Genomic DNA, 24,735 nt, shown 5'->3' on the forward strand with positions numbered 1-24,735 from the left:
CTCCCCATGGTGGGTTGACCCACTGAGGAGCGTTTTCTCGGGCCAATGACAGGCAAGGATGCCGGCAACGAGTCGACTAACGGTCACCGTGCGAAATACAGATCATGCAGGTGGTCAAGACTCACCTCATTGGCCGGCTGCGACAGAACTACTTTCCCGCTTTGCATCAAGTAAACATGATCCGCCACAGCGACGGCTCTGTGCGTATTTTGTTCAACCAGAACAATGGTTCGACCACCCTCCTTGAGTCGCGCAAGAATCTCAAATAATTCATTCACCAGTACCGGTGCCAGGCCAAGTGAAGGCTCATCGATGATAAGCAACTGGGGATCGGCCATGAGCCCACGCGCCATCGCCAGCATTTGGGCCTCGCCGCCAGACAGAGAACCGGCCAGTTGTCTGCGTCGTTCACTCAAACGGGGAAACATCTGATAGGACTTTTCCAAATTTTCCTGAACGCGTGCACGATGCTGCTTCGGGAAAGCGCCCATGATCAAATTTTCTTCGACACTCATGTCACGGAAAGTCATTCGGCCTTCAGGAATCATGGCCAGGGACACGTCTGCCATCTTCCAGGTTGGCGTGCCACTCAAGGTTTTCCCGTTCAGCTTCACCTCACCCTGCGACACAGGGAGAAGGCCCATGATGGCCCGCAGCAATGTCGTTTTTCCGGCACCATTGGGGCCGATGATGGTGGTCAGTTGACCACGGGCAACAGTCAGCGACACGTCCCACAGCACATTGATTGCGCCATAACCAGCGCGAACATTAGAGACTTCAAGCATGCCCACCTCCCGTGTAGCTTTTGATGACCGCCGGATCACGGAATACTTCTTCAGGCGTGCCCTCGGCGATTAGCTCACCAAAGTTAAGTACAGCCACCCGTTGGCACAAGTTGCTGATGGTCTCGATATCGTGCTCGATGATGATGATGCCGACGGAAAATTTGTCGTGCAGATTCTTGAGCATGCTCATGAAGTGCCGCTTGCCTGTCGTCTCGAGACCCGCGAACACTTCATCAAGCAATAACAGTTTGGGATTGGTCGCCAATGCCTTGGCCACCTCCAGTGCTTTCAATTCAGTCAGCGCCAGCTCGGTTGCGGCATTGCGCGCTGCCTTCCCGGCAAGACTGGTGAACTCAAGAATCTCGTCGATCTTCTTCTGATCAACGCTGCCTGTGCCGAAGCGCTGCGCCACCGCCAAATTTTGCCTCACCGTGAGTTCATGCATGGGTTGCGGCACCTGGAATGTACGCCCGATACCCATCCTTGCTCGCTTGTACATCGGCGCACGCATCACATCTGCTCCGTCAAATGTGATCTCGCCGCTGGTCGGACGAACCAAACCGGAAATGGCATTGAATAATGTGGTCTTCCCCGCCCCATTGGGACCTACCAGGCCAACCACGTCTTGCGTCCCGACAGCGAGCGTCACGTTATTGACCGCGGTAAGGCCTCCGAAACGGACCGATACATTTTTAAGCTGCAACATGAGTTCTCCTCGTCAACTTGCGCAGCAAAGGAAGCAAGCCATCAGGGCTAAAGACGATCATCGCTACCAGAAGCACACCCAGTACCAATTGGTGGCCTGATGGAATGATGTTCTTGAAAATCAATTGATCAATCAGATACACGACAACTGCCCCAACAATCGGCCCGGTAATGGTGCGATAACCACCAAATATGGCCGCCACGATGGGTATCGTGACCCACAGACCACTGAAGGCGTAATCTGGCTCAAGAAAGTTGATGTAATGGGCGTTAAAGGCACCGACCACGCCGCACATGAATGCGGAAACCAGCAGCATGAGTCCCTTGAGCAAAGTGCTGTTGACACCCACGACCCGGGTTGCATCCTCGCTTTCGTGCATCGCGCGCAATGCCAAGCCGTAATGGCTGCCGCGAATATATTGATAGACCGCAGCGAACGCCAGAACGATGGTCAGGATGACCAAATAGCCACCGGTCTTGCTACTGAAGTCGTACCCGAATATTTCGGGCAACCGTGGGATATTTGACAAACCGCCAGAACCACCGGTCACCGAAGTCCACTGGGTTGCGAGAATCCGGAAGATATGCGCATAGGCCAGAATTGCCAACGCAAAATAAGGACCTCTTAAGCGCAACACCGGAAGCATGGCCAGCGACGCAATAACGGCGCCAACACCACCCAGCAGTATCGAAATCAATACGGGAACGCCAAACTTCATGCTCAAAATGGCGGAGGCATAAGCACCGACGCCGAAAAACGCGGCGTGCCCGAAACTGACCATTCCACCCAGGTTACCCAGCAATGCCCACGATAGCGCGATACCGCCAATCACCATGGAAGCAACCACCAGGCTCATCACATAATTGTCACTGCCGAATGCCAGTGGCACTGCGATATATACGGCCAAAAGCATGGCGATAATCATTTTGTTGAGTTTCATCCTCGCCGTCCTTTCGCACCGAAAAGTCCGCTCGGCATGACGAACAGAACAAGAAGAAATAATCCCATACCCACCAGTTCCTGCAAGGCCGAACTCGCCAGCGTGACCGTCAACGCTTCAGCGACGCCCAGCAGCACGGCGCCGATCAGAACACCGGGTATGGAACCGATGCCAGCCAGTACGGTGATGATGAATGCCTTGACCGTCAGTACACTGCCATAGGCAGGGCTAACGACTCCGTAACTAAATAGCGCAACGCCCGCAACGGCCGCAAGAATGCCTGCCACGACGAATGACACCAACTCCGTGTAGCCGGGATCAATGCCCATGAGTTTGGCGGCATCACGGTTGCTCGACACGGCGCGCACGGCACGACCGTACCAGCTGCGGGACAGCCACCACCAAAGCCCGCCCATCATGACCAAACTGACGATGAAGAACAGCACCTCACTTCGCATGCTGTAAAAGGGACCAATGACAATGGCCTCCTGCAGCCAGGTGGAGCCGGTTGAGCGCACATCCGCCTTCCAGATCAATAGAATCAAATTGGTGAGAATCACGCCAATGCCGTAAGTGAGGATTAACGAATTGATCTCCCGGTCTTTTTTGATGCGCCCGACCACGAAGTAAACCATCACCGATGCTAGGCAGACCACCACCAGCGCAATGGGTATGGCAAAAATCGGATTCCAGCCCAGGCCCGACTCCACCGAGTAGGCAACGTAAGCCGACAACAGCACGAGTTCTCCATGTGCCAGGTTGATCACTTTCATTGCACCGAAAACCAGCGCCAATCCGAGCGCTATCAAAGCGTACGAGCCGCCCTGTAGCACCCCTGAGTAAAGCGCTTGAAGTATCAATTCCGTCATATCGTCATTTCGTTGATTTATTTTCAGCGCGAAGGAGCCAGCGCCACAGCATGCGTCAACTCCTCCATCCCCGGAAATTTATTTACCAGGGCACGCCCGGGAAATTGGCCTTGCCGGTTGCGTCTGCTTTGGGCCAGACTATGACGATCTTTTTGCCTTGATGCTGACCCATGCGGTGGCTGAAATTCACGTTGTCGCCGTTGCTGCTGAACTGAACGCGGCCAATCAAGGTTTCGCTATCGGTCTTGCGCATCTCTTCGGCTACGCCATCTTTTTTCAGCGTGCCTTTGTCTGCAGCGCGAGCGATGGCATCAAACAGCAACATGGATTGAACATAGCCGAACTGACCCAGGTAGTCAGGCTCCTTCTTGTACAGCCTCTGATAGGTATCGTTGAAGGATTTACCCTCAGCCGTCTTGAACTCCGCAGGAAACGGCAGTACAGCGGTGCCATAAACGTTGGGCATCAAGTCAGGAAAATCTGCGGCCATTTTGGGCGTTGCCAAAGACCAGACTCCGACCATCGCCTTGACGTTAGGCTTCAGCACCCGCGCAGCACGAAGAATGCCAACGTAGTCATTTTCGTAACCGATCATCGCGATGACTTCGGATTTATCCTGCAATTTCACCTTGTTGATGATCGGCTTGAAATCGGTCATCGCGGGATCGAAGGCGTGGGCTACGACGGTAACGCCTTTGGCCGTCAAACTTTTTTGAAGATCGCTGGCAAGACCAGCAGTCGCCTCTTTGGTCGAATACAAAATGGATACAGACTTGACATTCAAATCGCCCAGCAGCCCAACCATGGCCTTCTGATACCCGGCGGAATTGTTGATGCGAAAGAAATTCTTGCGGCCGCTGTTCACAAGACTGTCATCGACGCCGCCTGATGTGACATAAACCAGGCCAAGCTTGCTGGCAGCATCTGAAGCCGGTGCGATATTGTTCGAGCCGTAGCCGCCATCAATGGCAACCACACCTTGGCTAGCCAGTTTCTCAACTGCCGCAATGGCCTTGGCCGGTGCCGACTCATTGTCGACGGTGATAATTTTGATTTTGTGCTTGCTGTTGGTCTTGTTAAAGACATCGGCAGCAACCATGATGCCTTCATGCATCCCGGCTCCGACGCGGGCCAGGGTGCCAGTCAGGGGCAGTTCAACACCAACCAGCAGCTCATCCGCTTGGGCAGTGGACAGTCCCAGCCCACAAGCTACCAATGCCGCCAGTCCTATGCTTTTACAAGTGTTCTTCATCATTTCCGTCTCACTAGTTAGTTTAATTATTTCGCTCGCGTCCTTTTGAGGACTCGGTTGCACACACGGCGGGCGCTACAGCCAACATGCCGGTATCTTTTCTTTGCTTGTCTATTCCTTGCATAGCCGGTTCATGACCAGTGCACAGGACCAGGGTAGAAAAGCCATTTTTTATCTATCCATTGAACATCTTGTACTCCTTTCAAGGCGGTGATATGGCATCCACCAGAGACGTCAAACGACGCCGCTTGCCTCCAACTGGGATATCTTCTCGTCGGACAGCCCGAGCAGCGTCTGGAGAACCTGCTTCGTACCCTCTCCCAATCGGGGGGGCGCACTCCGCACGGGCAAGCGCACACCATCGAAGCGATAGGGCGGTGCCAGTACATTCACGCTGCCAGCATCGGGGTGAGGCAGGGTTGTCACGAGCCCCGCATCGATCGCTCGTTTCGAGGTGAGCGCCTCGTGCAGGCCGGCCACCTCTCCACAGGGAATGCCGGCGCGGGTCAGCCGATCGAGCAAGTCCTTGCGCTTCCTGGCTCCAATTTCGCGTCTGATCTCGGGCACCAAAATCGCCCGGTTCGCGGAGCGGCCGAGGTTGGTCTTGAAACGTTCATCGGCTTCCAGATCGGGGCGCTCAATCACATCGTTGCAAAACCGCGTGAACTGGCTGTTGTTGCCGCACGCAACCACCACCGGCCCGTCTTGCGCGTCGTAGACGCCGTAGGGCATGATGGATGGATGCTCGTTGCCGTAACGTGGCGGATCTTCACCTTTGAGTAGCGCTTCCAGTCCGTAGTAGGCCGTGATCATCAGCCCGCAATCAAACAGCGCCATGCCAATGTGCCGCCCTTGACCCGTCTTCTGGCGCTCAAACAACGCGGCCAGGATGGCTTGGGCGGCATACATGCCGGTGAGCATGTCGACCACGGCCACGCCGAACTTCAACGGTGGCTGATTGGCCTCGCCATTGAGCGCCATCAGCCCGGCCTCGCCCTGAATCACGAGATCGTAGCCGGGGCGAGCGGCTTCCGGCCCCTTGCGGTCGTAGCCCGTGATCGAACAGTAGATCAATTCCGGATGCTGCGCGCTCAGCTGCTCATAACCGAGCCCCATTTTCTCGATGCCACCGAATTTGAAATTCTGAATCACGACATCGCATTTCGCTGCGAGTTCACTCGCAATTTCCTGGCCATCGGCGGTCTGCAGGTCAAGGGTGATTGATCGCTTGTTGCGGTTGACGCTATTGAAGTAGGCGGTCTCGGTCAAACCGATCCGCAAGCCCCAATCGCGCGTGTCGTCGCCTCGTTCAGGGTGCTCGACTTTGATCACTTCTGCACCCAGATCCCCCAGCACCATGCCGCACCAGGGGCCCGCCAGGACGCGGGAAAAATCGAGAACGCGCACACCCGCAAGCGGTAGCGAAGAATTTGTGTTCGGCATGACTATTTCAATGATTCAAAAAGTTCTTTTACAGTGGCAACAGACGGCAGTGATCGGCCTCAATGCGCTTGCGGCGCAGCGCTCAGCGCGACGAAATCCGGCGTGCGTTTGTCCAGGAAAGCGCCAATGCCTTCGGCTGCTTCATCGTCACCTTGCGACTCGACCATCAACTGCGCTTCAAGCTCCATTTGGGTATCCAGATCGGCACCGAATGCATTCGCGCAAAGCATCTTGATTCGCGCGCTTGCTCGCGCCGGGCCAGTGGCAAGTCGCTCGGCCAAGGCGACGGCCTCATCCAGTGCTGCGCCCTTTTCAACAAGTCTGTTGACGGCTCCCATCGCGTGCAGACGCTCGCCCGTGATGCGGTCGCCGGTCAGACACATCTCCGTCAGCATCTGGCGCGAGACGAACTCTGACAGGAATGCGGTGACACCACCGTCTGGCGTCAGACCGACTTTGACGTAGGTCACGGAGAAGAATGCATTTTGCGCCACCACCAGCATGTCACAAGCGAGCGCAATCGACAGCCCGGCACCCGCCGCACCACCTTCAACGGCGGCGATCACCGGCTTGCTGCAATTGCGGATGGCGCGGATCAAATCGTGCAGGCCTTCCAGCCGCTCGCGCCGCTGTGCGGGTGCCATCGCGCGGCGCTTGGCAAGCTGGTTCAGGTCACCTCCCGAGCAAAAGAAATCACCAGCGCCGGTCAGCACGATGGCACGAACCCCGGCATCTGCCTGTGCCTCGGCCAGCGCCGCCGGCAACTCGGCATACAGTCCTGGCGTGATGGCGTTGCGCCTGGCCGGGTTGTTGTTGATCAGGATGCGGACCGCGCCTTCCTGTCGGCTCAATACGGCAGTGCTCATGCCGCCGTCTGCCTGCCCAGAGCGATGAAACGCTGTAGATGATGGTCTTCGTCGCCGAGTTGGTGATCGATCATGATCAGGCGTTTGGCGTAGTGGGCCAATGGCAACTCCCAGGTCATTCCGATGCCGCCATGCATCTGGATGCTCTCTTCGGCCACCAGCGCGCCGATTCGCCCGATGCTGACCTTCGCAGCCGACAGCGCGCGCTCGCGCGTCAGTCGGTCCGCATCATCAAGCGCCGCGGCGGCATTGATCACGGCTGAGCGGGCCTGCTCGATCTCCAGCAGCAGGTCTGCCATGCGGTGCTGCAGCGCCTGAAAACTTCCGATGAAGACCCCGAACTGTTTGCGCGTGCGCAGGTAGTCGAGCGTGGCTGCCTTGGCCACCTCCATGGCACCGAGCGCCTCGGCACACAAGGCCAGCACACCACGGCCGATGGCGCGCTCCAAAGCGGCCAATCCCTGCCCCTCGACGCCCAGCAGCGCGCCGGGGTCGAGGGCCACGCCGTTCAAGCTCAATTCGGCGACCCGGCCACCGTCGATTGTCGGACAGCCACGCACCACCAGGCCCGGAGCTTTCGAAGACACCAGGAACAGTGAGATGCCGGCTTCGTCGCCGACCGCGCCCGCGGTGCGGGCCGAAACGACAAACAAGTCGGCCCGCTCGCCCTGCAACACGACCGCCTTGGCGCCGTTCAGCACCCAGCCATTGGCACTGCGTTCGGCGCGGGTCAGCACCCGGGCCAGCTCGTAGTGCGTGTCCGGTTCGTCATGCGCGAAAGCCGCGATGGTGGTGCCGCCAATGATGTCGGCCAGCACCGCCTTTTGTGCATCATTGCCCGCAGCGGCGATCGCTTCGCCCGCCAGCACCGCGCTGCCGAGAAGCGGTTCAACCACCAGTCCGCGACCAAGCGCCTCAAAGACCACGGCGATGTCGAAACCGGCACCGCCGAAGCCGCCATCGGTCTCGCGAAACAAGGCGCCGATCACGCCCAGTTCGGCGAACTGCTGCCATATCTCGGGGCTGAAGCCATGAGCCGATTGGGCGATGCGATCCCGTGCCTCAAAACTGTATTGCTCGGCGATGAAGCGGTTCAGGCTGTCGGCCAGCATGCGCCGTTCTTCCGTGTGTTCGAAGTTCATGTTCGTGCCCTCACAGTCCAAGAATCATCTTGGAGATGATGTTTTTCTGAATTTCATTGGAGCCGCCGAAGATCGACAGCTTGCGGTTGTTGAAGTAGAGTGCCGCCGCGCTGGCTGCAGCCTCGGGGCCGACTTGCATGCCGGTGTAATCGTCTTCCAGCGCCTCGGTGATAAAAGGTCGCGCATAAGGCCCCATGGCGCGCCGGTTCAGCGACGATATCTCCTGTCGGATCTGCGTGCCGCGTATCTTCAGCATCGAGCTCTCGGCCCCTGGCACGCCACCACCCACGACAGCCGCGATCATGCGCAGGTTGGTGGTCTTCATGTTCTCAAGATCGATCTCAACACGCGCCATACGGGCTGCAAACGACGGATCCTCTGCCAAAGGCCGGCCGTTGCGCATCTGCTGTGCAGCGATACGCTTGAGTCGCTGAAGCGCCGCCACGGAGAGGCCCACGCCAGCGATGTTGGTGCGTTCGTAGGTCAACAGGTATTTGGCGCAGGTCCAGCCCTTGTCTTCCTCGCCGACCAGGTTTTCGGCCGGCACGCGCACGTCGGTGAAAAATACCTCGTTGACTTCGTGCACACCGTCGAGGGTGATGACAGGGCGCACCTCAACGCCGGGTGTCGTCATGTCAATCAACAGGAAGCTGATGCCTTCCTGTTTCTTGGCCTCGCGATTGGTGCGCACCAGGCAGAAGATCATGTTGGCGTGCTGGCCCAGCGTGGTCCAGGCCTTCTGGCCGTTGACAATATAGTGATCACCCTGTGCATCGTGGCCGCGCAGGGCGGTGGTGCTGACCGCCGCCAGGTCCGAGCCCGCGCCAGTTTCCGAGTAACCCTGGCACCACCAGTCGGAACCGTCGAGAATGCGCGGCAGCCAGTGACGCTTCTGCGTCTCGTTGCCAAACTTGATCAGGACGGGCCCCAGCATGTTGACACCGAAAGGAACAATGCGCGGCGCGCTGGCGAGGCAACATTCGTGCTCGAAAATAAATTTCTCGACCGCGCTCCAGCCCGGGCCGCCATACGCCACGGGCCAGTGGTTTGCGAGCCAGCCACGTGTATTGAGGATCGCATGCCATTCCTGCATGTCGGCCTTGGAGAGGTGCTTGCCATTGGCGACCTTGTCGGACAGGCGGGCCGGCAGTTTGTCGGCCAGGAAAGTGCGCACTTCATTGCGAAAAATTTCTTCTTCCGGGGTGAAATTCAAATCCATGTCAGCTCTCCTCAATAAATCTCGAACAGACCGGCGGCGCCCATGCCACCAGCGATGCACATGGTGACAACCCCGTATTTCGCACCGCGCCGTTTTCCTTCAATCAGCAAGTGGCCTGCGAGGCGCGCGCCGGTCATGCCAAAGGGATGCCCGATGGAGATCGCACCACCATTGACATTGAGCCGCTCATCGGGAATGCCGAGCCGCTGCTGGCAATAGATCGACTGGGAAGCGAAAGCTTCGTTGAGCTCCCACAGATCGATATCGTCCATCTTCAGACCGTGGCGCGCCAGCAGTTTCGGCACTGCGAACACCGGGCCGATTCCCATCTCATCGGGCTCGCAGCCGGCAACCGCCAGGCCACGGAAGGCACCCAGCGGCTGGAGGTTGGCGCGCTCCGCTTCCTTGGCCTCCATCATCACGCAGGCCGAGGCGCCGTCGGACAGTTGCGAGGCGTTGCCTGCGGTCACGAACTTGTCAGCCCCCATGACGGGCGCCAGCTTGGCCAGCCCCTCATAGGTGGTACCGCGACGGTTGCAGGTGTCGGCGTCCACCGTGACTTCGCGCTTGGATGCGACGCCTGTTTCCTTGTCGGTGACTGACATGGTGGTGGTACAGGCAACGATCTCGTCGCGGTAACGGCCGGCAAGCTGCGCCTCCTCGGTCTTGCGTTGACTCTCGGCCGAGAAGCGATCCTGGGCCTCACGCCCGATTCCGTAGCGGGTCGCCACGATGTCGGCAGTCTCGATCATCGACAGGTACAGCTCGGACTTGTGCATGACAATCCACGGGTCCATGCCGCTGTCACCATCCTGCCTGGTGCGGATGTGCGAGATGCTCTCGACGCCGCCCGCGATCATGGCCGGTGCACCCTCGACGATGATGCGTCCCGCCGCCATCGCGATGGCCTGCAGCCCGGAGGCGCAGAAGCGGCTCACCGTGGCGCCAGCAATCGTGATCGGCAGGCCGGCGCGGATGATGGCTTGACGCGCCACATTGCGGCCGGTGGCGCCTTCCGGATACCCGCAACCGAGGATCGCGTCCTCGATCAGCGCGGGGTCGATGCCGGCGCGCTCCACCGCGGCGCGCACCGCGAAGGCTGCGAGCGTGGCGCCAGGCGTAATATTGAATTCGCCCCGGTGCGCCTTGGTCAGCGGCGTGCGGGCGGTAGAAACGATGACGGCTTCGCGCATGATGTGTTCCTGAAACGTGGTTATTCGGATTTATTGAGACTGTCGAAATTGGCGCCGCGTTCGACCAGCTCGACCAGCAACGGCGAGGGCTGCCAGAACAACGGGTCTTCTTTGGCGAACTCGCGGATGTCGGCCAGCACCTTGGGCAGGCCCAGCGTGTCGGCGTATTTCATCGGGCCGCCGCGATGGCGCGGAAAACCGTAGCCGTACAGGAAGGTCACGTCCACGTCGAGCGGGCGCAGCGCGATGCGCTGATGCACGACGTTGGCGCCTTCGTTGATCATCGCGGCCATGTAGCGGCGCATGATCTCTTCGTTGGTGAAGCTGCGCGGCGTGATGCCGGCCCGCGCGCGCTCGGCATCGATGATGGCCTCAATCTCGGGGTCGGGCGTTCCGGTGCGCGCGCCTTCGGGGTACAGGTAGTAGCCGCGGCCAGTCTTCTGGCCGAACCAGCCACGCTCGCAGATGCGGTCGGCAATCTGCACGTAACGTGCCCGCGGATCGCGTGTGGCCGCCTTGCGTTTTCGGGTGGCCCAGCCGATGTCACCGCCGGCCAGGTCAGACACCTGGAACGGCCCCATCGGGTAACCGAAGTCTCGCACGGCCTGGTCGATCTGGTAGGGCGAGGCGCCGTCTTCCATCATGTAGTCGGCCGCCATGCGATAAGCCGCGAGGATCCGGTTGCCGATGAAGCCGTCGCACACGCCGGCCCGCACCGGCACCTTGTGCAGCTTTTTCGCGAGTTCAAATGCGGTGGCCACGACGTCCGCCGAGACCTTGGCCGGGACCACGATTTCGAGCAACTTCATGATGTTGGCGGGCGAGAAAAAATGCAGACCCACGACGTCCGCTGGACGTGAAATGCTGGCGGCGATGACGTCGATGTCGAGATAGGACGTGTTGGTGGCCAGCACCGCACCAGGTTTACACACGCGATCGAGTTCGGCGAAAACAGCCTGCTTGACCGCCATGTCCTCGAACACTGCCTCGATCACGATATCGGCTGGCGCGAGTGCGTCGTACGAGGTGCTGCCGACGAAGCGCGCCAGGTTGGCGGCCTTGGCATCAGTGGTCATGCGCCCCTTGGCGATCAGACCGTTGTAGACCTTTTCAATATGGGCATGCCCGCGTGCCAGCGCCGCTTCGTCACGCTCGATCATCGTGACAGACAGGCCCGCATCGAGTACCGCCACCGCGATGCCGGCGCCCATCGTGCCACCGCCGACCACGCCGACATGCGCGATGGCGCGTGGCTTCGTGTTGCGAGTCTCGGGCGCTTTGAGCACTTCACGCTCGGCAAAGAAGGCGTGGATCAGTCCGGCGCGCTGCGCACTGTCCAGGCATTGCAGGAACAGCTCGCGCTCAATGCGCAGGCCTTCGTCGAAAGACTTGTCGAGCGCCGCCTCAACCGCCTCGACAATTTTCAGCGGTGAGAACAGGCCGCGTGACTTCTTGCCTGTTTCAGCGCGCACGGCCTCGATGCTGGCACGGTTCGCCTGCCGGTCGGAAAGCGCCTGGGCATCGCGCGTGCGGCGCACCGGGGCGTGCGTGGCCAGCAATTCCTGCGTGTACGCCAGTCCATCGGCGAGGATGTCATTGCTGTGTCCCAGCCGGTCAACCAAACCGAGCGCGTGCGCTTCTTCGGCACCCATGTGGCGGCCGCTGAGCATCAGGTCCAGGGCGGCTTTTGCACCGATCAAACGTGGTGTGCGTTGCGTGCCGCCCGCACCCGGCATCAGGCCGAGCTGAACCTCGGGTAGTCCGAGCTTGACATCAGTCGCCGCCAACCGGTAGTGGGCCGCGAGCGCGATCTCCAGTCCACCACCCAAAGCAGCGCCATGGATCGCTGCAACCACGGGCTTGCTGCAGGCTTCAATCCGGTTGCAGACATCGGGCAATGACGGCGGCAGTGGCGGCTTGCCGAACTCACGGATATCTGCGCCTGCGATGAAGTTGCGTCCTGTCCCGATGATGAGCACCGCTTGGACGGCTGGGTCTGCATCGGCTGCGTCGATCGCCGCCACGATGCCGCACCGTACGGCCACACCCAGCGCGTTGACCGGCGGGTTATTGATCATGACGAGAAGAATGTTGCCGCGCAGTTCGCGGGCGACGACTTCGGTGGACGGGTCCTGGCTCATATCAGATGTCTCCAAATCAACATTGGTTCGCATAGCGGAACACACGTTCGCAAAACATGTTTGAGGCGAACGATACCTTATTTTTCGCTGATGATGTGAAAAATTTCGGTTCTTGTGATGAGAGCAGCCTGTCTTTGCTTTGAATGCGGGTCTGTTCCTTGTTGCCATCCAGGCGAGAAAGCTGTGGTTGTTAACTGGTTCAGACGCTACTTAATCCGCTCTGCGAAATCACCGTCCGCAAAATATTGACAATAGGGTTCCAAGTATGCAAATATGCAGTCCTGCTTACCTGAAATCGCGATCTGCTGCGACACAAATTAATGGAGCCGGTACATGGAAGATCAGATTCAGACGTTTAGCGATGACACGGTAGTCAAAGATCGGCAATTCGTGAACGCTTTGGCGCGAGGACTGGAGATACTGCGTTGTTTTCTCCCGGGAGAGAAGTACCTGAGCAACACGGAGTTGGCAAAGCGCACCGGGATGCCGAAACCGACCATTTCGCGGCTCACCTATACGCTCACCAAGCTCGGCTATCTCGGTTTTTCAGACGATCGAGGGCAATATCACCTTGGTTCGGGGGTACTTTCCCTCGGCAACTCCTTGCTTTCGAATCTCGATGTTCGCAAGCTGGCTCGTCCCGCGATGAGGGAACTTGCTGAGCATTCCCAGGCCAGTGTCGCCATAGGCATACGCGATCGCCTTGACATGGTGTATATCGAAACCTGCCGAAGCAGTTCGGCTGTCACGCTTCGGCGAGATGTTGGCTCACGCATCCCCATCGCCACGACGGCGATGGGCAAGGCCCTGCTGTGCGCGCTGTCGCAGACCGAGCGTGATTTCCTGATGGATCACATCCGCTTGGAGAATGAAGAAAAATGGCCGCAAATCAAGGCCAGTCTGGAACAAGCATTCAAGGACTACCAAGACCACGGTTTCTGCATCGCAGTTGGCGATTGGGAATCCAATATAAATGCAGTGGGTGTGCCATTGATCGACCCGAATGGCGAAGAAATGATGGCTTTCAATTGCGGCGGCCCGGCCTTCTTATTGCCGCGTGATGCGTTGATGAATGATCTCGGACCACGCTTGGTACAACTGGTCCACAACGTGGAAGTGAGCATGGGGCGTCATTCATAGTGTTCTGTCACATGAGTGTGAAATCCGCTCTTTGGACATAACATCGACCCCTGACAGGCCAAGCCGTCCTTGGGCACCCTCATCATTCACAGTGAAGTCTCAAATCCTCTCAAACCTGACCGGGTCATCTGAAATTGCCAACTGAACCCAATTATTCAAAACGCCCAATCGGGGTGTTTGACAGCGGCATCGGAGGCTTGAGCATCCTCAAGGCCCTGCGCGCCGAACTCCCGCGCGAGGACTTTGTCTATATGGCCGACAGCGGCCACGCACCCTACGGCGAACGCGATGAGGCTCATGTCATCGCCCGCTCCAGCGCCATCACGACGCACCTGCTGGCGCAGTACGACATCCAGGCGCTGGTCGTTGCCTGCAACACCGCGACGGCGGCTGCCATTTCCACGCTGCGCCAGGCGCATCCCCTGCTCCCCATCATTGGTCTTGAGCCGGCCCTCAAACCAGCGCTGGCGCTCAGCAAGACCCGACGCATCGGCGTCATGGCGACACGAAGCACGCTGGGCAGCGCCAAATTTGGCACCCTGGTGGCATCGCTGGCTGGTCAGGCGGAGTTCATGTGCCAACCCTGCGACGGTCTGGCAGACGCCATAGAGCGACAAGATACTACCAAAACAATAGCGCTATGTGCTTATTACACGGGGGCTATAGGTCGATTTGGCATAAATGAAGGGGAAATCGACACGCTGGTGCTGGGCTGCACCCATTACCCGTTTGCCAGCGACACCCTGCGCCAGTTGCTGGGGTCAAGCGTGCAACTGATCGATACCGGTGAGGCGGTGGCGCGTCAGACCCGGCGCCTGCTGCCCAGCCCGTCCAGCGCTGACACGCCCGGCGCGTGCCGACTGCTCAGCACCGGTGACCCCAGCACCTTGCGCCATGCCGCCCACCACTGGCTGGGTCTGGACGAGCAGGTGATTTCGGTGTCGATCTGAGCGCCCAACCATGCTCCCCGTTCAGTCCGCCACCAGGCGCGCAAACGTCTTGCGGAACTTGGCCACTTTGGGCGCGGCCACGGCCAGGCAGTAGCCTTGGTGCGGGTTCTTGGCAAAGAAATCCTGGTGGTATTCCTCGGCGGGCCAGTAATTCGCGAGCGGAAGAACTTCAGTCACGATGGGCTGCTGGTAAACGCCGCTTTGCCTCATCTCGGCGATCAGGTCTTTCGCCACCTGCGCCTGCTGCGGCGTCGAAAAATAGATGCCGCTGCGGTACTGCGTGCCACTGTCGTTGCCCTGACGGTTGGGCGTGGTGGGGTCATGGATGACAAAGAAGATTTCCAGAATCTCGCGCAGGCTGATCTGGGCCGGGTCAAACACCAGCTTGACGACCTCGGCGTGGCCGGTGTCGCCGCTGCACACCTGCTCGTAGTCGGGCTGCACGACATGGCCATTGCTGTAACCGCTCTCGACGTCCGTGACGCCTTTGACATGGACGTAAACAGATTCGAGACACCAAAAACAACCACCGCCCAGAGTGATGGTTTGCAGGGGCTTTGACATGGCCTATCTCCTCATTTGTTTGGAACTGGCGTAACCCGGAACATATTACCCGGCAGCCGACATTGATGCCACGAACAGGGCCGTAACCGCCCCTATGCAAGCGCACCCATTGACACTCGACGGCGCAATGATTACATTAATAACCAACTAGTCATTAACTTCATGCCCGTCAAAAACTTCGATTCCGATGCCCAATCCTGTGTACACGCCAAGCACGAGCGGCGCAAGGACGCGCGCCCGGGCGAATTGCTGGCTGCCGCGCTGGAATTATTTGTAGAAAAAGGCTTTGCTGCGACCCGGGTTGAAGAAGTGGCCAAACTGGCGGGCGTCTCCAAAGGCACGCTGTTTATTTACTTCGCCAGCAAGGAAGAGTTGTTCAAAGCCGTGGTGCGGGAAAACATTTCGGGCCGCTTCGAGGAGTGGAACGCCGAGTTCGAAAATTTTCAGGGCAGCTCGGCCGACATGCTGCGTTATTGCCTCACCGCCTGGTGGGAACATATCGGGTCAACCAAGGCATCGGGCATCACCAAGCTGATGATGAGCGAGGCGCGCAACTTTCCGGAACTGGCGACGTTCTACGAGCACGAGGTCATTCAACCAGGCCACGCGCTGATTGGCCGCGTGTTGCAGCGCGGCGTCGACCGCGGCGAGTTCCGCGCCATCGACATGAAATACGGGGTCTATATTGTGTTGGCCCCGATGTTGTTTCTGGCCATGTGGAAACATTCGCTGGGCGCTTGCTGCGATGCGGGCGCCCAGTTGGTTCCCGAAGACTACATTGCCCTGCAGGCTGAAACCATTCTCAATGGTCTGAGCATTCGCCAGACCCCTCCTCCTTTGTCACAGAAAAATACTGCATCATGAAATCCTGGTTGAAATGGGCGCTGGCCGCCCTGGTGGTCGTTCTGCTGATCACCAGCGTGTGGCGTGCCTTGTCGCAGCGCAAGACGCAACAAGAAACGGTGGCAACCCAGGCGGCTCAGCGCACGCAAACTGTGGTCGAACTGGGCAGCGCCGATCTGGTCCCAGTCAGACTTCTTGAATTGGCGCAGGGACTCGCAATTTCGGGCGCGATCAAGGCCGTCAACAGCGCCGTCGTCAAAGCCCGGGTTCCGGGTGAATTGCAGGGCCTCACCGTACGCGAGGGTGAGCGCGTCAAGGCCGGGCAAGTCATCGCACGCATCGATGCCAGGGAATACCAGTCGCGCGTGCTCCAGGCACAGCAACTTGCCGCAGCCGCCAAGGCCCAGATCGACATTGCCCGGCGCAACTTTGACAACAACCGCTCGCTGGTAGAACAAGGTTTTATTTCCAAAACGGCGCTTGACACTTCGATGGCCAGCCTTGCCGCTGCCGAGGCCACGTACCAGGCGGCCCAAGCGAGCACCGAGATCGCCGCCAAATCAATCGAAGACACCGTGCTGCGTGCGCCCATCAGCGGACTGGTTTCACAGCGACTGGCGCAGAACGGCGAGCGCATCGCGGTCGAAGCCCGCATCGTGGAAATTGTCGATCTCGACCACCTGGAACTCGAAGCCAGTCTGAGCGCCGCCGAATCGCTGGACGTCAGGATTGGCCAAAGTGCCGTGCTCCAAATCGAAGGCGCAGCCAAGCCGGTCACGGCCCAAGTGGTGCGCATCAACCCGAGCGCCGTTGCCGGCAGTCGCGCCGTGCTGGTCTATTTGGCCGTGGACGCCACGCCCGGCCTGCGCCAGGGCTTGTTTGCACAGGGCACCCTGGGCACCGGCCACCTGCAAACGCTGGCGCTGCCTTTGAGCGCCGTGCGCACCGACAAACCGCAAGCCTATGTGCAGGTGGTGAGCAACAACAAGGTGAGCCACCAGAACGTCCAACTCGGTGCGCGCGGTGAGGTCAACGGCCAAACCATGGTCGCCATCAAGGGACTGAGCGAGGGTGCCACTGTCATCATCGGCTCAATCGGCACGCTGCGCGAAGGCAGTACCGTGAAAATCATCCAGAGCGGCAAATAGACCATGTGGTTCACTCGCGTCAGCCTGAAAAACCCGGTCTTTGCCACCATGGTCATGCTGGCTATCGTGGTGCTGGGTCTGTTCTCCTACCAACGTCTGCAAGTCGACCAATTTCCCAACGTTGACTTTCCAGTGGTGGTGGTCACCACCGAATATCCCGGCGCTTCACCTGAAATTGTCGAGAGCGAAGTCACCAAGAAAATTGAAGAAGGTGTTAACTCGATCGCAGGCATCAACGCGCTGACCTCACGCAGTTATGAAGGCCAATCGGTGGTCATCATCGAATTCCAGTTGCACATCATCGGGCGCAAGGCGGCTGACGACGTGCGCGAGAAAGTCGCCCTGCTGCGCCCGACCCTGCGCACCGAGGTCAAGGAGCCACGGGTGTTGCGCTTTGATCCAAGTAGCCGCGCCGTCTGGTCGGTGGCCGTGTTGCCTGATACACCAAAACCGGGCGCAAACAGCGCAGCCAAGGTCCTCAGCGATGTCGAGTTGACCAACTGGGCAGACCAGACACTGAGAAAACGCCTGGAGAATGTGCGTGGTGTCGGCTCGGTGACGGTGGTGGGCGGCACCAAACGTGAAATCAATATTTACCTCCAGCCGCAAGCACTGGAAGCATTTGGCATCTCGAGCGAGCAGGTCGTCGCTGCGGTCAGCAACGAAAACCAGGACCTGCCGATGGGAGCGATTCGCTCGCTGGAGCAAGAGCGCGTGGTGCAAATCGAAGCCCGCATGCAGCGCCCGGAGGACTTTGGCAAGATCATTGTGGCACGCAAAAACGGTGCGCCGGTGCGCGTGGATCAGATCGCGCGGGTGGTTGACGGCGCCCAGGAAACCGACAGTCTGGCGCTGTACAACGGCCAACGCACGCTCCTGCTCAGCGTGCAGAAATCACAGGACGAAAACACCATTGGCGTGATTGACGGACTGACTCAAACCCTGGCCGAGATGCAGACGCAACTGCCCCCCGGCGTGCGGCTGGAGCCGGTGACCGACGGCTCACGGCAAATCCGGGTGTCGGTCTCCAACGTGCGTGAGACTTTGTTTGAAGGCGCGCTGCTGACCATCCTGATCGTGTTTTTGTTCCTCAATTCGTGGCGCTCCACCATCATTACCGGCCTGACCCTGCCAATTGCCTTGATTGGCACGTTCCTGTTCATGAACCTGTTTGGTTTCACCATCAATATGGTGACCTTGATGGCCCTGAGCTTGTGTGTCGGACTGCTGATTGACGACGCCATTGTGGTGCGCGAAAACATCGTGCGCCACGTGCAAATGGGCAAGAAAGCGTTTCCGGCGGCCATGGACGGCACGCAAGAAATTGGCATGGCCGTCATGGCAACGACGATGTCAATCGTGGCGGTGTTCCTGCCCATTGGTTTCATGGGCGGCATCATTGGCAAGTTTTTTCATGAGTTTGGCGTCACCATCGTGGCGGCGGTGCTGATCTCGATGTTTGTCAGTTTCACGCTCGACCCGATGCTCTCAAGCATCTGGAACGACCCCAGCATTGAGGCGCACCGCCATCATGGTCTCAACGCGGACGGCACGCCGCGCCAGCCGGTCACGTTCTACGACAAGACCATTGGCCGGGTCACCGGCTGGTTTGACCACGCGACCGAAGTGCTGATCGATAGTTACCAGGGTATTCTGGGCTGGGCACTGGTGCACAAGCTCAAGACTCTCTTTGTAGCACTCGCCATCTTTGTTGCCAGTATCTTCATGGTGCCGCTGCTGGGCACCGAGTTTGTGCCAGCGGCCGATTTCTCCGAAACGACGCTCAATTTCTACACACCCATGGGCTCATCACTGGAAGTGACGGAGGCCAGGACGAAACAGGTGGAAGCCATCGTGCGCTCCTACCCCGAGGTGCGTTACACGCTCGCCACCATCAACACCGGAGCCGCCGTGGGCAAGAGTTACGCCAGCGTCTACGTGCGCCTGGTGGATCGCAAGAATCGCAGCCGCAATGTCAATGAGCTCTCAGACATGCTGCGCCAACGCCTCAAGCAGGTCGCGGGCATCACGGTAACGCACGTTGGCCTGATGGACCCGGTGGGTGGGCAAAAACAGGTGGAGTTCTCCTTGCAGGGTCCGGATCAGACAGAGCTTGAACGCATCAGCCGGTTGGTGCTTGACAAGGTGCGGCCCATTCCCGGCCTGGTGGACCTGGATTCGAGTATCAAGCCTAACAAACCAACACTTAATGTCACGGTCAGGCGCGACGCGGCGTCGGACCTGGCCTTGAGCATTGGCCAGATCGCCAGCGCCCTGCGCACGCTGGTGGCGGGCCAGACGGTGGGCAACTGGCGTGCCAGCGATGACCAGACCTATGACGTCAACGTGCGCCTGGCACCCGAGGCGCGCAACAGTCCAGACGATCTGCAGCGCTTGCCGTTCACGCTCGGCGCCAACGCCGACGGCAGCGCGCGCATCGTGCGCTTGAACCAGGTCGCCACGGTGCACGAGTCAACCGGTTCGAATCAGATCAACCGGCGTGACATGACGCGTGAAGTGGCCGTCAACGCCAACGTCTATCAGCGCTCGGCCGGCGAAGTCTCCAACGACATCAAGAGCGCGCTGGAGAGCGTCAACTTCCCACCGGGCTACCGCTACCAGTTTGGTGGCTCCACCAAAAACATGGCCGAATCATTTGGCTATGCGATCTCGGCGCTGGTGCTGGCCATTGTCTTCATTTACATGATTCTGGCCAGCCAGTTCAAAAGCTTCTTCCAGCCGCTGGCCCTGATGACGGCATTGCCGCTGACCCTGATTGGCGTCGTGCTGGCACTGCTGATGTTTCACTCGACGCTGTCGATATTCTCGGTGATCGGGATCGTGATGCTGATGGGGCTGGTGACCAAGAATGCCATCTTGCTGGTGGACTTTGCCATCCGTGCCCGCGAGGATGGCCTGGAGCGCAGTGCGGCGCTGCTGATGGCGGCCAAAGTGCGCTTGCGCCCGATTCTGATGACCACGCTGGCGATGATCTTCGGCATGCTGCCGCTGGCCCTGGCGCTGACCGAAGGCTCCGAACAGCGCGCCCCCATGGGCCAGGCTGTTATTGGCGGCGTGATCACATCGTCCCTGCTGACTTTGGTGGTGGTGCCGGTGGTGTATTGCTACATGGATGATCTGGCGCAATGGTTGCGGCGCCGCTGGGGTGCTGATAACAGCACCGACGAAGCCGGCGCCGGGTAAAATTTTGCAGAATCTGTTAACATCCCTCACATACCCCCAGGAGTACCCGAATGAATTTGGAACAAGCCCGCTTCAACATGATTGAACAGCAAATCCGTCCATGGAACGTTTTGGACGCGGAAGTATTGGAACTGCTGGCGGTGGTCAAACGTGAAGATTTTGTGCCACTGGCGCACAAGGCGCTGGCGTTTATGGACATGGAAATTCCCTTGGGGCAAGGTCAGGTGATGCTGGCACCCCGCGTTGAAGCCCGGATGCTGCAGGACGCCGCCGTGCAAAAACATGAAAAAGTGCTGGAAATCGGTGCGGGCTCGGGCTACATGGCAGCCCTGCTGGCGCACCGCGCGCAGCGCGTGATTTCGCTGGAAATCAACCCTGAGCTGGCCCAAATGGCGCGCGCCAACCTGCAAAAAGCGGGTATTCACAACGTCGAAGTGCGCCAGTTTGATGGCGCCAAAGGCGTCTCGGCGGACGGCCCGTTTGACGTCATCATGCTCAGCGGCTCGGTGGCCGAAGTACCGCAAGCCCTGCTCGCGCAACTCAAGGTCGGTGGTCGATTGATCGGCATTGTGGGTGATGAGCCGACCATGCGTGTCAACGTTGTCACCCGCACCAGCGACGCCGAGTTCAAGACCAGCACCCCCTGGGACACCGTGGCGCCTCGCCTGCTCAATTTCCCCGAGCCGTCTCATTTCCACTTTTAAACTTCTGACCGCATGATTGATCAGGTACGTCCTTCTGAATTGGCCACTTGGCTAGCCACTGCGCGCGGCCACGGCGCGCCCGTGGTGCTGGATGTGCGCGAGCCCTCTGAGTTGCGCACCGCCAGCATCCAGGCCGACGGTTTTGAGCTCATCACCATCCCCATGGGCGTGATTCCGCCGCGCCTGTCCGAGCTTGACCCCGAGCAGCCCATTGCCTGCCTGTGTCATCACGGCGCGCGCAGCATGCAGGTGGCGGCTTTTCTGAAGGCGCGCGGCTTCAAGCATGTGGCCAACATCGCCGGTGGCATCAACGCCTGGTCGGCTGAAGTCGACCCCAGTATTCCCAGATATTGAGCGCCGGAGGCTAGACACCGCCCTTTGCCAGCCCTGTTTTTGCAAGCATATTTTTTCAAGGCCTTTTATGAAAACGTTTCGTCTTCTGCCCCTGTTAGTCGCGATTGGCACCACGATGGCGCTGCCGGTGCAGGCCCAGAGCCTGGTCGATTTGTACCAATCGGCGCGGAGCTATGACGCGACTTACCAATCGGCCAAGTCTCAATTTGATGCCACGCTGGCGCGGGCGGATCAGGCCAAGGCCCTGATTTTGCCCACCGTCGGGCTTTCGCTCGGTGCATCGGCGACCAATTTGGACAGCACGTTGCCAGCCCCGCTGCAGCCCACCTCCAACTACAACACCCAGAGCGCGACCGTCAGCGCTTCACAGCCCCTGTACCGTCCGGCGAACTGGGCGGGTTACGAGCAGGGAATGAAGCAGGTCGATCTGGCCCAGGCGCAACTCGCTGCGGCCGACCAGGACCTGATCGTGCGTGTCAGCCAGGCTTACTTTGACGTCCTGGCGGCCATGGACAGCCTGACCTTCGTCAGAGCCCAGAAAGCCGCCGTGGGCGAGCAACTGGCGTCGGCCAAGCGCAACTTCGAAGTCGGCACCGCCACCATCACCGACACCCGCGAGGCGCAAGCCCGCTTTGACCTGGGGACGGCGCAGGAAATCGCGGCCGACAACGATCTGCGGGTCAAGAAGCTTGCGCTCGACCAGTTGGTGGGCAAGGTTGACACCCAACCCCAACCCTTGGCGCAACCGCTGGCCCTGCCGACCCTGGTGCCCGACGACATCACTGCCTGGGTGGCGCAATCTCAAAACAATCACCCGGCCATCAGGCAGACCCAGGTCGCGCTGGATGTGGCGCAACTGGAAACCCAAAAAGCGCGGGCCGGCCATAAGCCAACACTTGATTTGACGGCGGGTTACAACATCACGCAAAACAATGGGACCGCCAGCACCTCGATGGACTACCGCTCCAATGCCGCCACCGTCGGCCTGGCGTTCAATCTGCCCCTGTTCGCCGGTTTTGCCATCCAGAACCGGATCAAGGAAACGCTGGCATTGGAAGACAAGGCCCGCAGCGACCTGGAAGGCACCAAACGCGCGGTCGACCAAGGCACACGCACCGCCTTCTTCGGTGTGCAGTCGGGTCAAGGCCAGGTCAAGGCGCTGGAAGCCGCCGAGGCTTCCAGCCAGAGCGCGCTCGACGCCAACAAGCTGGGTTACCAAGTGGGCGTGCGCATCAACATCGACGTGCTCAACTCACAAAGCCAGTTGTACGACACCAAGGCCCGGCTGGCCAAGGCGCGCTACGACGTGCTCGTGGGCGGATTGAGGCTGCGCCAGGCCAGCGGCACGCTGCAGGCCGAGGACTTGAATAGCGTCAACGCGCTACTGGCCAAGTAACAGCCGGCAGCCACCCAGGCAATCGCTACAGCAGCAGCGCGCCAAAATGGCGCGCAAACACTTGCGCGGTCTCGGCACTGAGTCTTTGGCCGACAAATATCTCCACACCCCGCAGCATTTTGCGCAGCTCGAACGGGCTCTCGCACCGATCGATGGCCGCGCAAATGGGCTCCCCGGCAGAGCCCAGCCTATCCTGCACAAAGTCTGAGGCCAACCGGCGCACTTTGATGAATTCTTGCGGGCTGGTAGCCGGACGGGGCGCTTCGTCCATTTCGGCAGCGGCGAAGCCGGGGGCGGCCGGCTCCTGCAAGCCAGCGCTGATCGCCGTCGATTCGATCAATCCTTCATGCAAGAGGTGATCGAGCACCGCATCCAGTTCCCCGACCCGCACGAAAGCCCCCAGTGCATTGACAGTTTTCTGGCCGTCCACCAAGATCAACACGCGCCGCTGCAAAGCACTCAAGTTGCGGCTGCGTCCCGCCATCTCGGCCCGGCCCGCATCGGTCTTGCTGAATATCATTCCTTTATTCACTTTTTGATAGCTGCTTAGTCAGACTGCATGGGGGCTACAGGCTGATTTCTCATAAATTTTAATCAATTCAATTAGAGCGCCTGCGCCAGCCGACCGATGCCCTCTTCAATTTTTGCCACATCAGCCGTGGCAAAGCTCAGGCGCAGCGTGCTCAGATCGGGGTCATGCGCAAAAAACGGCGCACCGGGCACAAAGGCCACGCCCTGGTCAATGGCGCGCTTGGCAAAGTCGGGGGCATGGCTGCCCTTGCCGTTCGCCCCGGTCAGTCTGGCCCAGAAGAACATGCCGCCCCGCGGTTGGTTGAATGCAATCGCATCACCCAACTCCCGGCGCAGCGATTCGGCCATGACCCGCGCGCGCTCGGCGTAGGTTCTACGCACCACGGCCAGCGTGGCGTCCAGGCGATTCATGGTCAGGTAATGGGCGCAAATGGCTTGCGTGAGGTTGCTGGTATGGGCGTCGCTGAACTGCTTGCACATGGTGGCGTTGGCCAATAGCGCAGGCGGCGCAACCAGCCAGCCCACGCGCAAACCGGGACTCAATATCTTGCTGAAACTGCCGCAATGCGCCAGCCAGTCGCGGCTGCCCGGCACGCCGTCGCTCAGCGCCAGCAGGCTCGGCGGCGGCGCTTGGTCAAAGTACAGCTCGCCGTAGGGGTCATCTTCCACCACCAGCGTTTGCGTGCGGACCGCAATTTCAAGAATGCGCTGGCGCCGTGCCAGGCTGAGCGTGGCGCCGCTCGGGTTGCCAAAGGTGGGAATCAGGTAGACCAGTTTCGGTTTGTGCTCTTCGATCAGCGCCTCCAGCTTGTCCACATCCACGCCGTCGGCATCGATCGGTGCGCCAATGATGTGGGCCCCATAGAGCCGAAAACACTGGATGGTGGCCAAAAAAGTGGGCGCTTCCACAATCACCTTGTCGCCCGGCGAGATCATGGTTTTGCCAATCAGGTCCAGCGCCTGCTGGCTGCCGGTGGTGACGATCAGCCCTTCTGGCCTGACGCTGCTGCCCTTGCCCTCCATGAAGGTGCTGATGCCTTCGCGCAAAGGCTGATAGCCCTCCGTGGCGCCGTATTGCAGCACCGGCCCGGGGTTGTGGGTGAGCACGGCCTGCGACGCTTGCGCAATACCTTCTGCATCAAACAGCGCCGGATCCGGAAACCCGCCGGCAAAACTGATGATGCCGGGTTTGCCCAGCAGTTTGAAGAGCTCACGAATGGCGGAGGTTTCAACATTTTTCAGACGGTCGGCAAATTGCATGAAATTCCAGCTTTCAGGAGAGTTGAATTGGGGGTAAATTGTGACCGATAGCGTGCAAGCTCCCCCATCTCCCCAAAAGCCCCCC

Annotated in this window: 22 protein-coding genes; 8 read left to right on the forward strand and 14 right to left on the reverse strand. The window is 59.5% G+C overall.

Annotated elements, in window-relative coordinates:
- Positions 1 to 83: 83 nt before the first annotated feature.
- From RFER_RS13060 to RFER_RS13110, 11 genes are all read right to left on the reverse strand, one after another.
- Positions 84 to 785, reverse strand: coding sequence for an ABC transporter ATP-binding protein (locus tag RFER_RS13060; protein ID WP_011464869.1), 702 nt, complete (start codon positions 783 to 785; stop codon positions 84 to 86).
- Positions 778 to 1,491 (reverse strand): ABC transporter ATP-binding protein, encoded by a 714-nt coding sequence (locus tag RFER_RS13065; protein ID WP_011464870.1) that lies wholly within the window; start codon positions 1,489 to 1,491, stop codon positions 778 to 780. Before RFER_RS13065 ends, RFER_RS13060 begins: the two co-directional genes overlap by 8 nt.
- Positions 1,478 to 2,431, reverse strand: a complete 954-nt coding sequence (locus RFER_RS13070) for a branched-chain amino acid ABC transporter permease (RefSeq protein ID WP_011464871.1) — start codon at positions 2,429 to 2,431, stop codon at positions 1,478 to 1,480. Before RFER_RS13070 ends, RFER_RS13065 begins: the two co-directional genes overlap by 14 nt.
- The gene (locus tag RFER_RS13075) at positions 2,428 to 3,300 is read right to left on the reverse strand and encodes a branched-chain amino acid ABC transporter permease (protein ID WP_011464872.1); all 873 of its coding nucleotides are present in this window, start codon (positions 3,298 to 3,300) and stop codon (positions 2,428 to 2,430) included. Before RFER_RS13075 ends, RFER_RS13070 begins: the two co-directional genes overlap by 4 nt.
- Positions 3,301 to 3,382: 82 nt before the next feature.
- A complete protein-coding gene (locus RFER_RS13080; RefSeq protein ID WP_041792240.1) occupies positions 3,383 to 4,552 on the reverse strand; it encodes an ABC transporter substrate-binding protein in 1,170 nt (389 codons plus the stop codon).
- Positions 4,553 to 4,786: 234 nt separating this feature from the next.
- Positions 4,787 to 5,995 carry a CaiB/BaiF CoA transferase family protein gene (locus tag RFER_RS13085; RefSeq protein ID WP_011464874.1) on the reverse strand — a complete coding sequence of 403 codons (1,209 nt, stop codon included), beginning with the start codon at positions 5,993 to 5,995 and terminating at the stop codon, positions 4,787 to 4,789.
- 59 nt (positions 5,996 to 6,054) lie between these two features.
- The gene (locus RFER_RS13090) at positions 6,055 to 6,861 is read right to left on the reverse strand and encodes an oxepin-CoA hydrolase, alternative type (RefSeq protein ID WP_011464875.1); all 807 of its coding nucleotides are present in this window, start codon (positions 6,859 to 6,861) and stop codon (positions 6,055 to 6,057) included.
- Complete coding sequence (locus RFER_RS13095; protein WP_011464876.1) at positions 6,858 to 8,003, reverse strand: acyl-CoA dehydrogenase family protein; 1,146 nt, start codon at positions 8,001 to 8,003, stop codon at positions 6,858 to 6,860. Before RFER_RS13095 ends, RFER_RS13090 begins: the two co-directional genes overlap by 4 nt.
- A gap of 10 nt (positions 8,004 to 8,013) precedes the next feature.
- Complete coding sequence (locus tag RFER_RS13100; protein WP_011464877.1) at positions 8,014 to 9,222, reverse strand: acyl-CoA dehydrogenase family protein; 1,209 nt, start codon at positions 9,220 to 9,222, stop codon at positions 8,014 to 8,016.
- Between the two features lie 11 nt (positions 9,223 to 9,233).
- A complete protein-coding gene (locus tag RFER_RS13105; protein WP_011464878.1) occupies positions 9,234 to 10,415 on the reverse strand; it encodes an acetyl-CoA C-acyltransferase in 1,182 nt (393 codons plus the stop codon).
- A gap of 20 nt (positions 10,416 to 10,435) precedes the next feature.
- Positions 10,436 to 12,556: a 3-hydroxyacyl-CoA dehydrogenase NAD-binding domain-containing protein gene (locus RFER_RS13110; protein ID WP_011464879.1), complete on the reverse strand. Its 2,121-nt coding sequence runs from the start codon at positions 12,554 to 12,556 to the stop codon at positions 10,436 to 10,438.
- A gap of 333 nt (positions 12,557 to 12,889) precedes the next feature.
- Between RFER_RS13110 and RFER_RS13115 the strand changes: the two genes are divergently transcribed.
- Together RFER_RS13115 and murI are read left to right on the forward strand one after the other, a co-directional pair.
- On the forward strand, positions 12,890 to 13,696 hold the full coding sequence (locus tag RFER_RS13115) for an IclR family transcriptional regulator (RefSeq protein ID WP_011464880.1): 807 nt from the start codon (positions 12,890 to 12,892) through the stop codon (positions 13,694 to 13,696).
- Between the two features lie 134 nt (positions 13,697 to 13,830).
- Positions 13,831 to 14,646, forward strand: coding sequence for a glutamate racemase (murI, locus tag RFER_RS13120; RefSeq protein ID WP_011464881.1), 816 nt, complete (start codon positions 13,831 to 13,833; stop codon positions 14,644 to 14,646).
- A gap of 21 nt (positions 14,647 to 14,667) precedes the next feature.
- Here murI and msrA read toward each other — a convergent pair whose 3' ends face one another.
- Positions 14,668 to 15,210: a peptide-methionine (S)-S-oxide reductase MsrA gene (gene msrA, locus RFER_RS13125; RefSeq protein WP_011464882.1), complete on the reverse strand. Its 543-nt coding sequence runs from the start codon at positions 15,208 to 15,210 to the stop codon at positions 14,668 to 14,670.
- Positions 15,211 to 15,372: 162 nt separating this feature from the next.
- On the opposite strand from msrA, the gene RFER_RS13130 reads away from it, so the two are divergent.
- From RFER_RS13130 to RFER_RS13155, 6 genes are all read left to right on the forward strand, one after another.
- Positions 15,373 to 16,074, forward strand: coding sequence for a TetR/AcrR family transcriptional regulator (locus tag RFER_RS13130; RefSeq protein ID WP_011464883.1), 702 nt, complete (start codon positions 15,373 to 15,375; stop codon positions 16,072 to 16,074).
- Complete coding sequence (locus RFER_RS13135) at positions 16,071 to 17,201, forward strand: efflux RND transporter periplasmic adaptor subunit (RefSeq protein ID WP_011464884.1); 1,131 nt, start codon at positions 16,071 to 16,073, stop codon at positions 17,199 to 17,201. Before RFER_RS13130 ends, RFER_RS13135 begins: the two co-directional genes overlap by 4 nt.
- Positions 17,202 to 17,204: 3 nt before the next feature.
- Positions 17,205 to 20,405 carry an efflux RND transporter permease subunit gene (locus RFER_RS13140; protein ID WP_011464885.1) on the forward strand — a complete coding sequence of 1,067 codons (3,201 nt, stop codon included), beginning with the start codon at positions 17,205 to 17,207 and terminating at the stop codon, positions 20,403 to 20,405.
- A gap of 50 nt (positions 20,406 to 20,455) precedes the next feature.
- Entirely contained in the window at positions 20,456 to 21,109 is a 654-nt protein-coding gene (locus RFER_RS13145; RefSeq protein ID WP_011464886.1) for a protein-L-isoaspartate O-methyltransferase family protein, read from the forward strand.
- Between the two features lie 12 nt (positions 21,110 to 21,121).
- Positions 21,122 to 21,463, forward strand: a complete 342-nt coding sequence (locus RFER_RS13150; RefSeq protein WP_011464887.1) for a rhodanese-like domain-containing protein — start codon at positions 21,122 to 21,124, stop codon at positions 21,461 to 21,463.
- 67 nt (positions 21,464 to 21,530) lie between these two features.
- Positions 21,531 to 22,859, forward strand: a complete 1,329-nt coding sequence (locus RFER_RS13155; protein WP_011464888.1) for a TolC family outer membrane protein — start codon at positions 21,531 to 21,533, stop codon at positions 22,857 to 22,859.
- 25 nt (positions 22,860 to 22,884) lie between these two features.
- On the opposite strand, the gene RFER_RS23025 is transcribed toward RFER_RS13155, so the two are convergent.
- Together RFER_RS23025 and RFER_RS13165 are read right to left on the reverse strand one after the other, a co-directional pair.
- Positions 22,885 to 23,379, reverse strand: a complete 495-nt coding sequence (locus RFER_RS23025; RefSeq protein ID WP_011464889.1) for a hypothetical protein — start codon at positions 23,377 to 23,379, stop codon at positions 22,885 to 22,887.
- 83 nt (positions 23,380 to 23,462) lie between these two features.
- Positions 23,463 to 24,650 carry a PLP-dependent aminotransferase family protein gene (locus RFER_RS13165; protein WP_011464890.1) on the reverse strand — a complete coding sequence of 396 codons (1,188 nt, stop codon included), beginning with the start codon at positions 24,648 to 24,650 and terminating at the stop codon, positions 23,463 to 23,465.
- Positions 24,651 to 24,735: the final 85 nt, after the last annotated feature.

This window comes from Rhodoferax ferrireducens T118 (genome assembly GCF_000013605.1).
Taxonomy (GTDB): domain Bacteria; phylum Pseudomonadota; class Gammaproteobacteria; order Burkholderiales; family Burkholderiaceae_C; genus Rhodoferax; species Rhodoferax ferrireducens.

What these genes read in the sequence shown, in the direction of transcription:
- RFER_RS23025 (WP_011464889.1), bottom strand. Translation starts at nt 23,379, where the DNA reads ATGATATTCAGCAAGACCGATGCGGGCCGGGCCGAGATGGCGGGACGC.
- RFER_RS13115 (WP_011464880.1), top strand. Translation starts at nt 12,890, where the DNA reads ATGGAAGATCAGATTCAGACGTTTAGCGATGACACGGTAGTCAAAGAT.
- RFER_RS13110 (WP_011464879.1), bottom strand. Translation starts at nt 12,556, where the DNA reads ATGAGCCAGGACCCGTCCACCGAAGTCGTCGCCCGCGAACTGCGCGGC.
- RFER_RS13140 (WP_011464885.1), top strand. Translation starts at nt 17,205, where the DNA reads ATGTGGTTCACTCGCGTCAGCCTGAAAAACCCGGTCTTTGCCACCATG.
- RFER_RS13065 (WP_011464870.1), bottom strand. Translation starts at nt 1,491, where the DNA reads ATGTTGCAGCTTAAAAATGTATCGGTCCGTTTCGGAGGCCTTACCGCG.
- RFER_RS13075 (WP_011464872.1), bottom strand. Translation starts at nt 3,300, where the DNA reads ATGACGGAATTGATACTTCAAGCGCTTTACTCAGGGGTGCTACAGGGC.
- RFER_RS13135 (WP_011464884.1), top strand. Translation starts at nt 16,071, where the DNA reads ATGAAATCCTGGTTGAAATGGGCGCTGGCCGCCCTGGTGGTCGTTCTG.
- RFER_RS13155 (WP_011464888.1), top strand. Translation starts at nt 21,531, where the DNA reads ATGAAAACGTTTCGTCTTCTGCCCCTGTTAGTCGCGATTGGCACCACG.
- RFER_RS13060 (WP_011464869.1), bottom strand. Translation starts at nt 785, where the DNA reads ATGCTTGAAGTCTCTAATGTTCGCGCTGGTTATGGCGCAATCAATGTG.
- RFER_RS13090 (WP_011464875.1), bottom strand. Translation starts at nt 6,861, where the DNA reads ATGAGCACTGCCGTATTGAGCCGACAGGAAGGCGCGGTCCGCATCCTG.
- RFER_RS13100 (WP_011464877.1), bottom strand. Translation starts at nt 9,222, where the DNA reads ATGGATTTGAATTTCACCCCGGAAGAAGAAATTTTTCGCAATGAAGTG.
- RFER_RS13095 (WP_011464876.1), bottom strand. Translation starts at nt 8,003, where the DNA reads ATGAACTTCGAACACACGGAAGAACGGCGCATGCTGGCCGACAGCCTG.
- RFER_RS13105 (WP_011464878.1), bottom strand. Translation starts at nt 10,415, where the DNA reads ATGCGCGAAGCCGTCATCGTTTCTACCGCCCGCACGCCGCTGACCAAG.
- RFER_RS13085 (WP_011464874.1), bottom strand. Translation starts at nt 5,995, where the DNA reads ATGCCGAACACAAATTCTTCGCTACCGCTTGCGGGTGTGCGCGTTCTC.
- RFER_RS13070 (WP_011464871.1), bottom strand. Translation starts at nt 2,431, where the DNA reads ATGAAACTCAACAAAATGATTATCGCCATGCTTTTGGCCGTATATATC.
- RFER_RS13150 (WP_011464887.1), top strand. Translation starts at nt 21,122, where the DNA reads ATGATTGATCAGGTACGTCCTTCTGAATTGGCCACTTGGCTAGCCACT.
- msrA (WP_011464882.1), bottom strand. Translation starts at nt 15,210, where the DNA reads ATGTCAAAGCCCCTGCAAACCATCACTCTGGGCGGTGGTTGTTTTTGG.
- RFER_RS13130 (WP_011464883.1), top strand. Translation starts at nt 15,373, where the DNA reads ATGCCCGTCAAAAACTTCGATTCCGATGCCCAATCCTGTGTACACGCC.
- RFER_RS13080 (WP_041792240.1), bottom strand. Translation starts at nt 4,552, where the DNA reads ATGAAGAACACTTGTAAAAGCATAGGACTGGCGGCATTGGTAGCTTGT.
- RFER_RS13145 (WP_011464886.1), top strand. Translation starts at nt 20,456, where the DNA reads ATGAATTTGGAACAAGCCCGCTTCAACATGATTGAACAGCAAATCCGT.
- RFER_RS13165 (WP_011464890.1), bottom strand. Translation starts at nt 24,650, where the DNA reads ATGCAATTTGCCGACCGTCTGAAAAATGTTGAAACCTCCGCCATTCGT.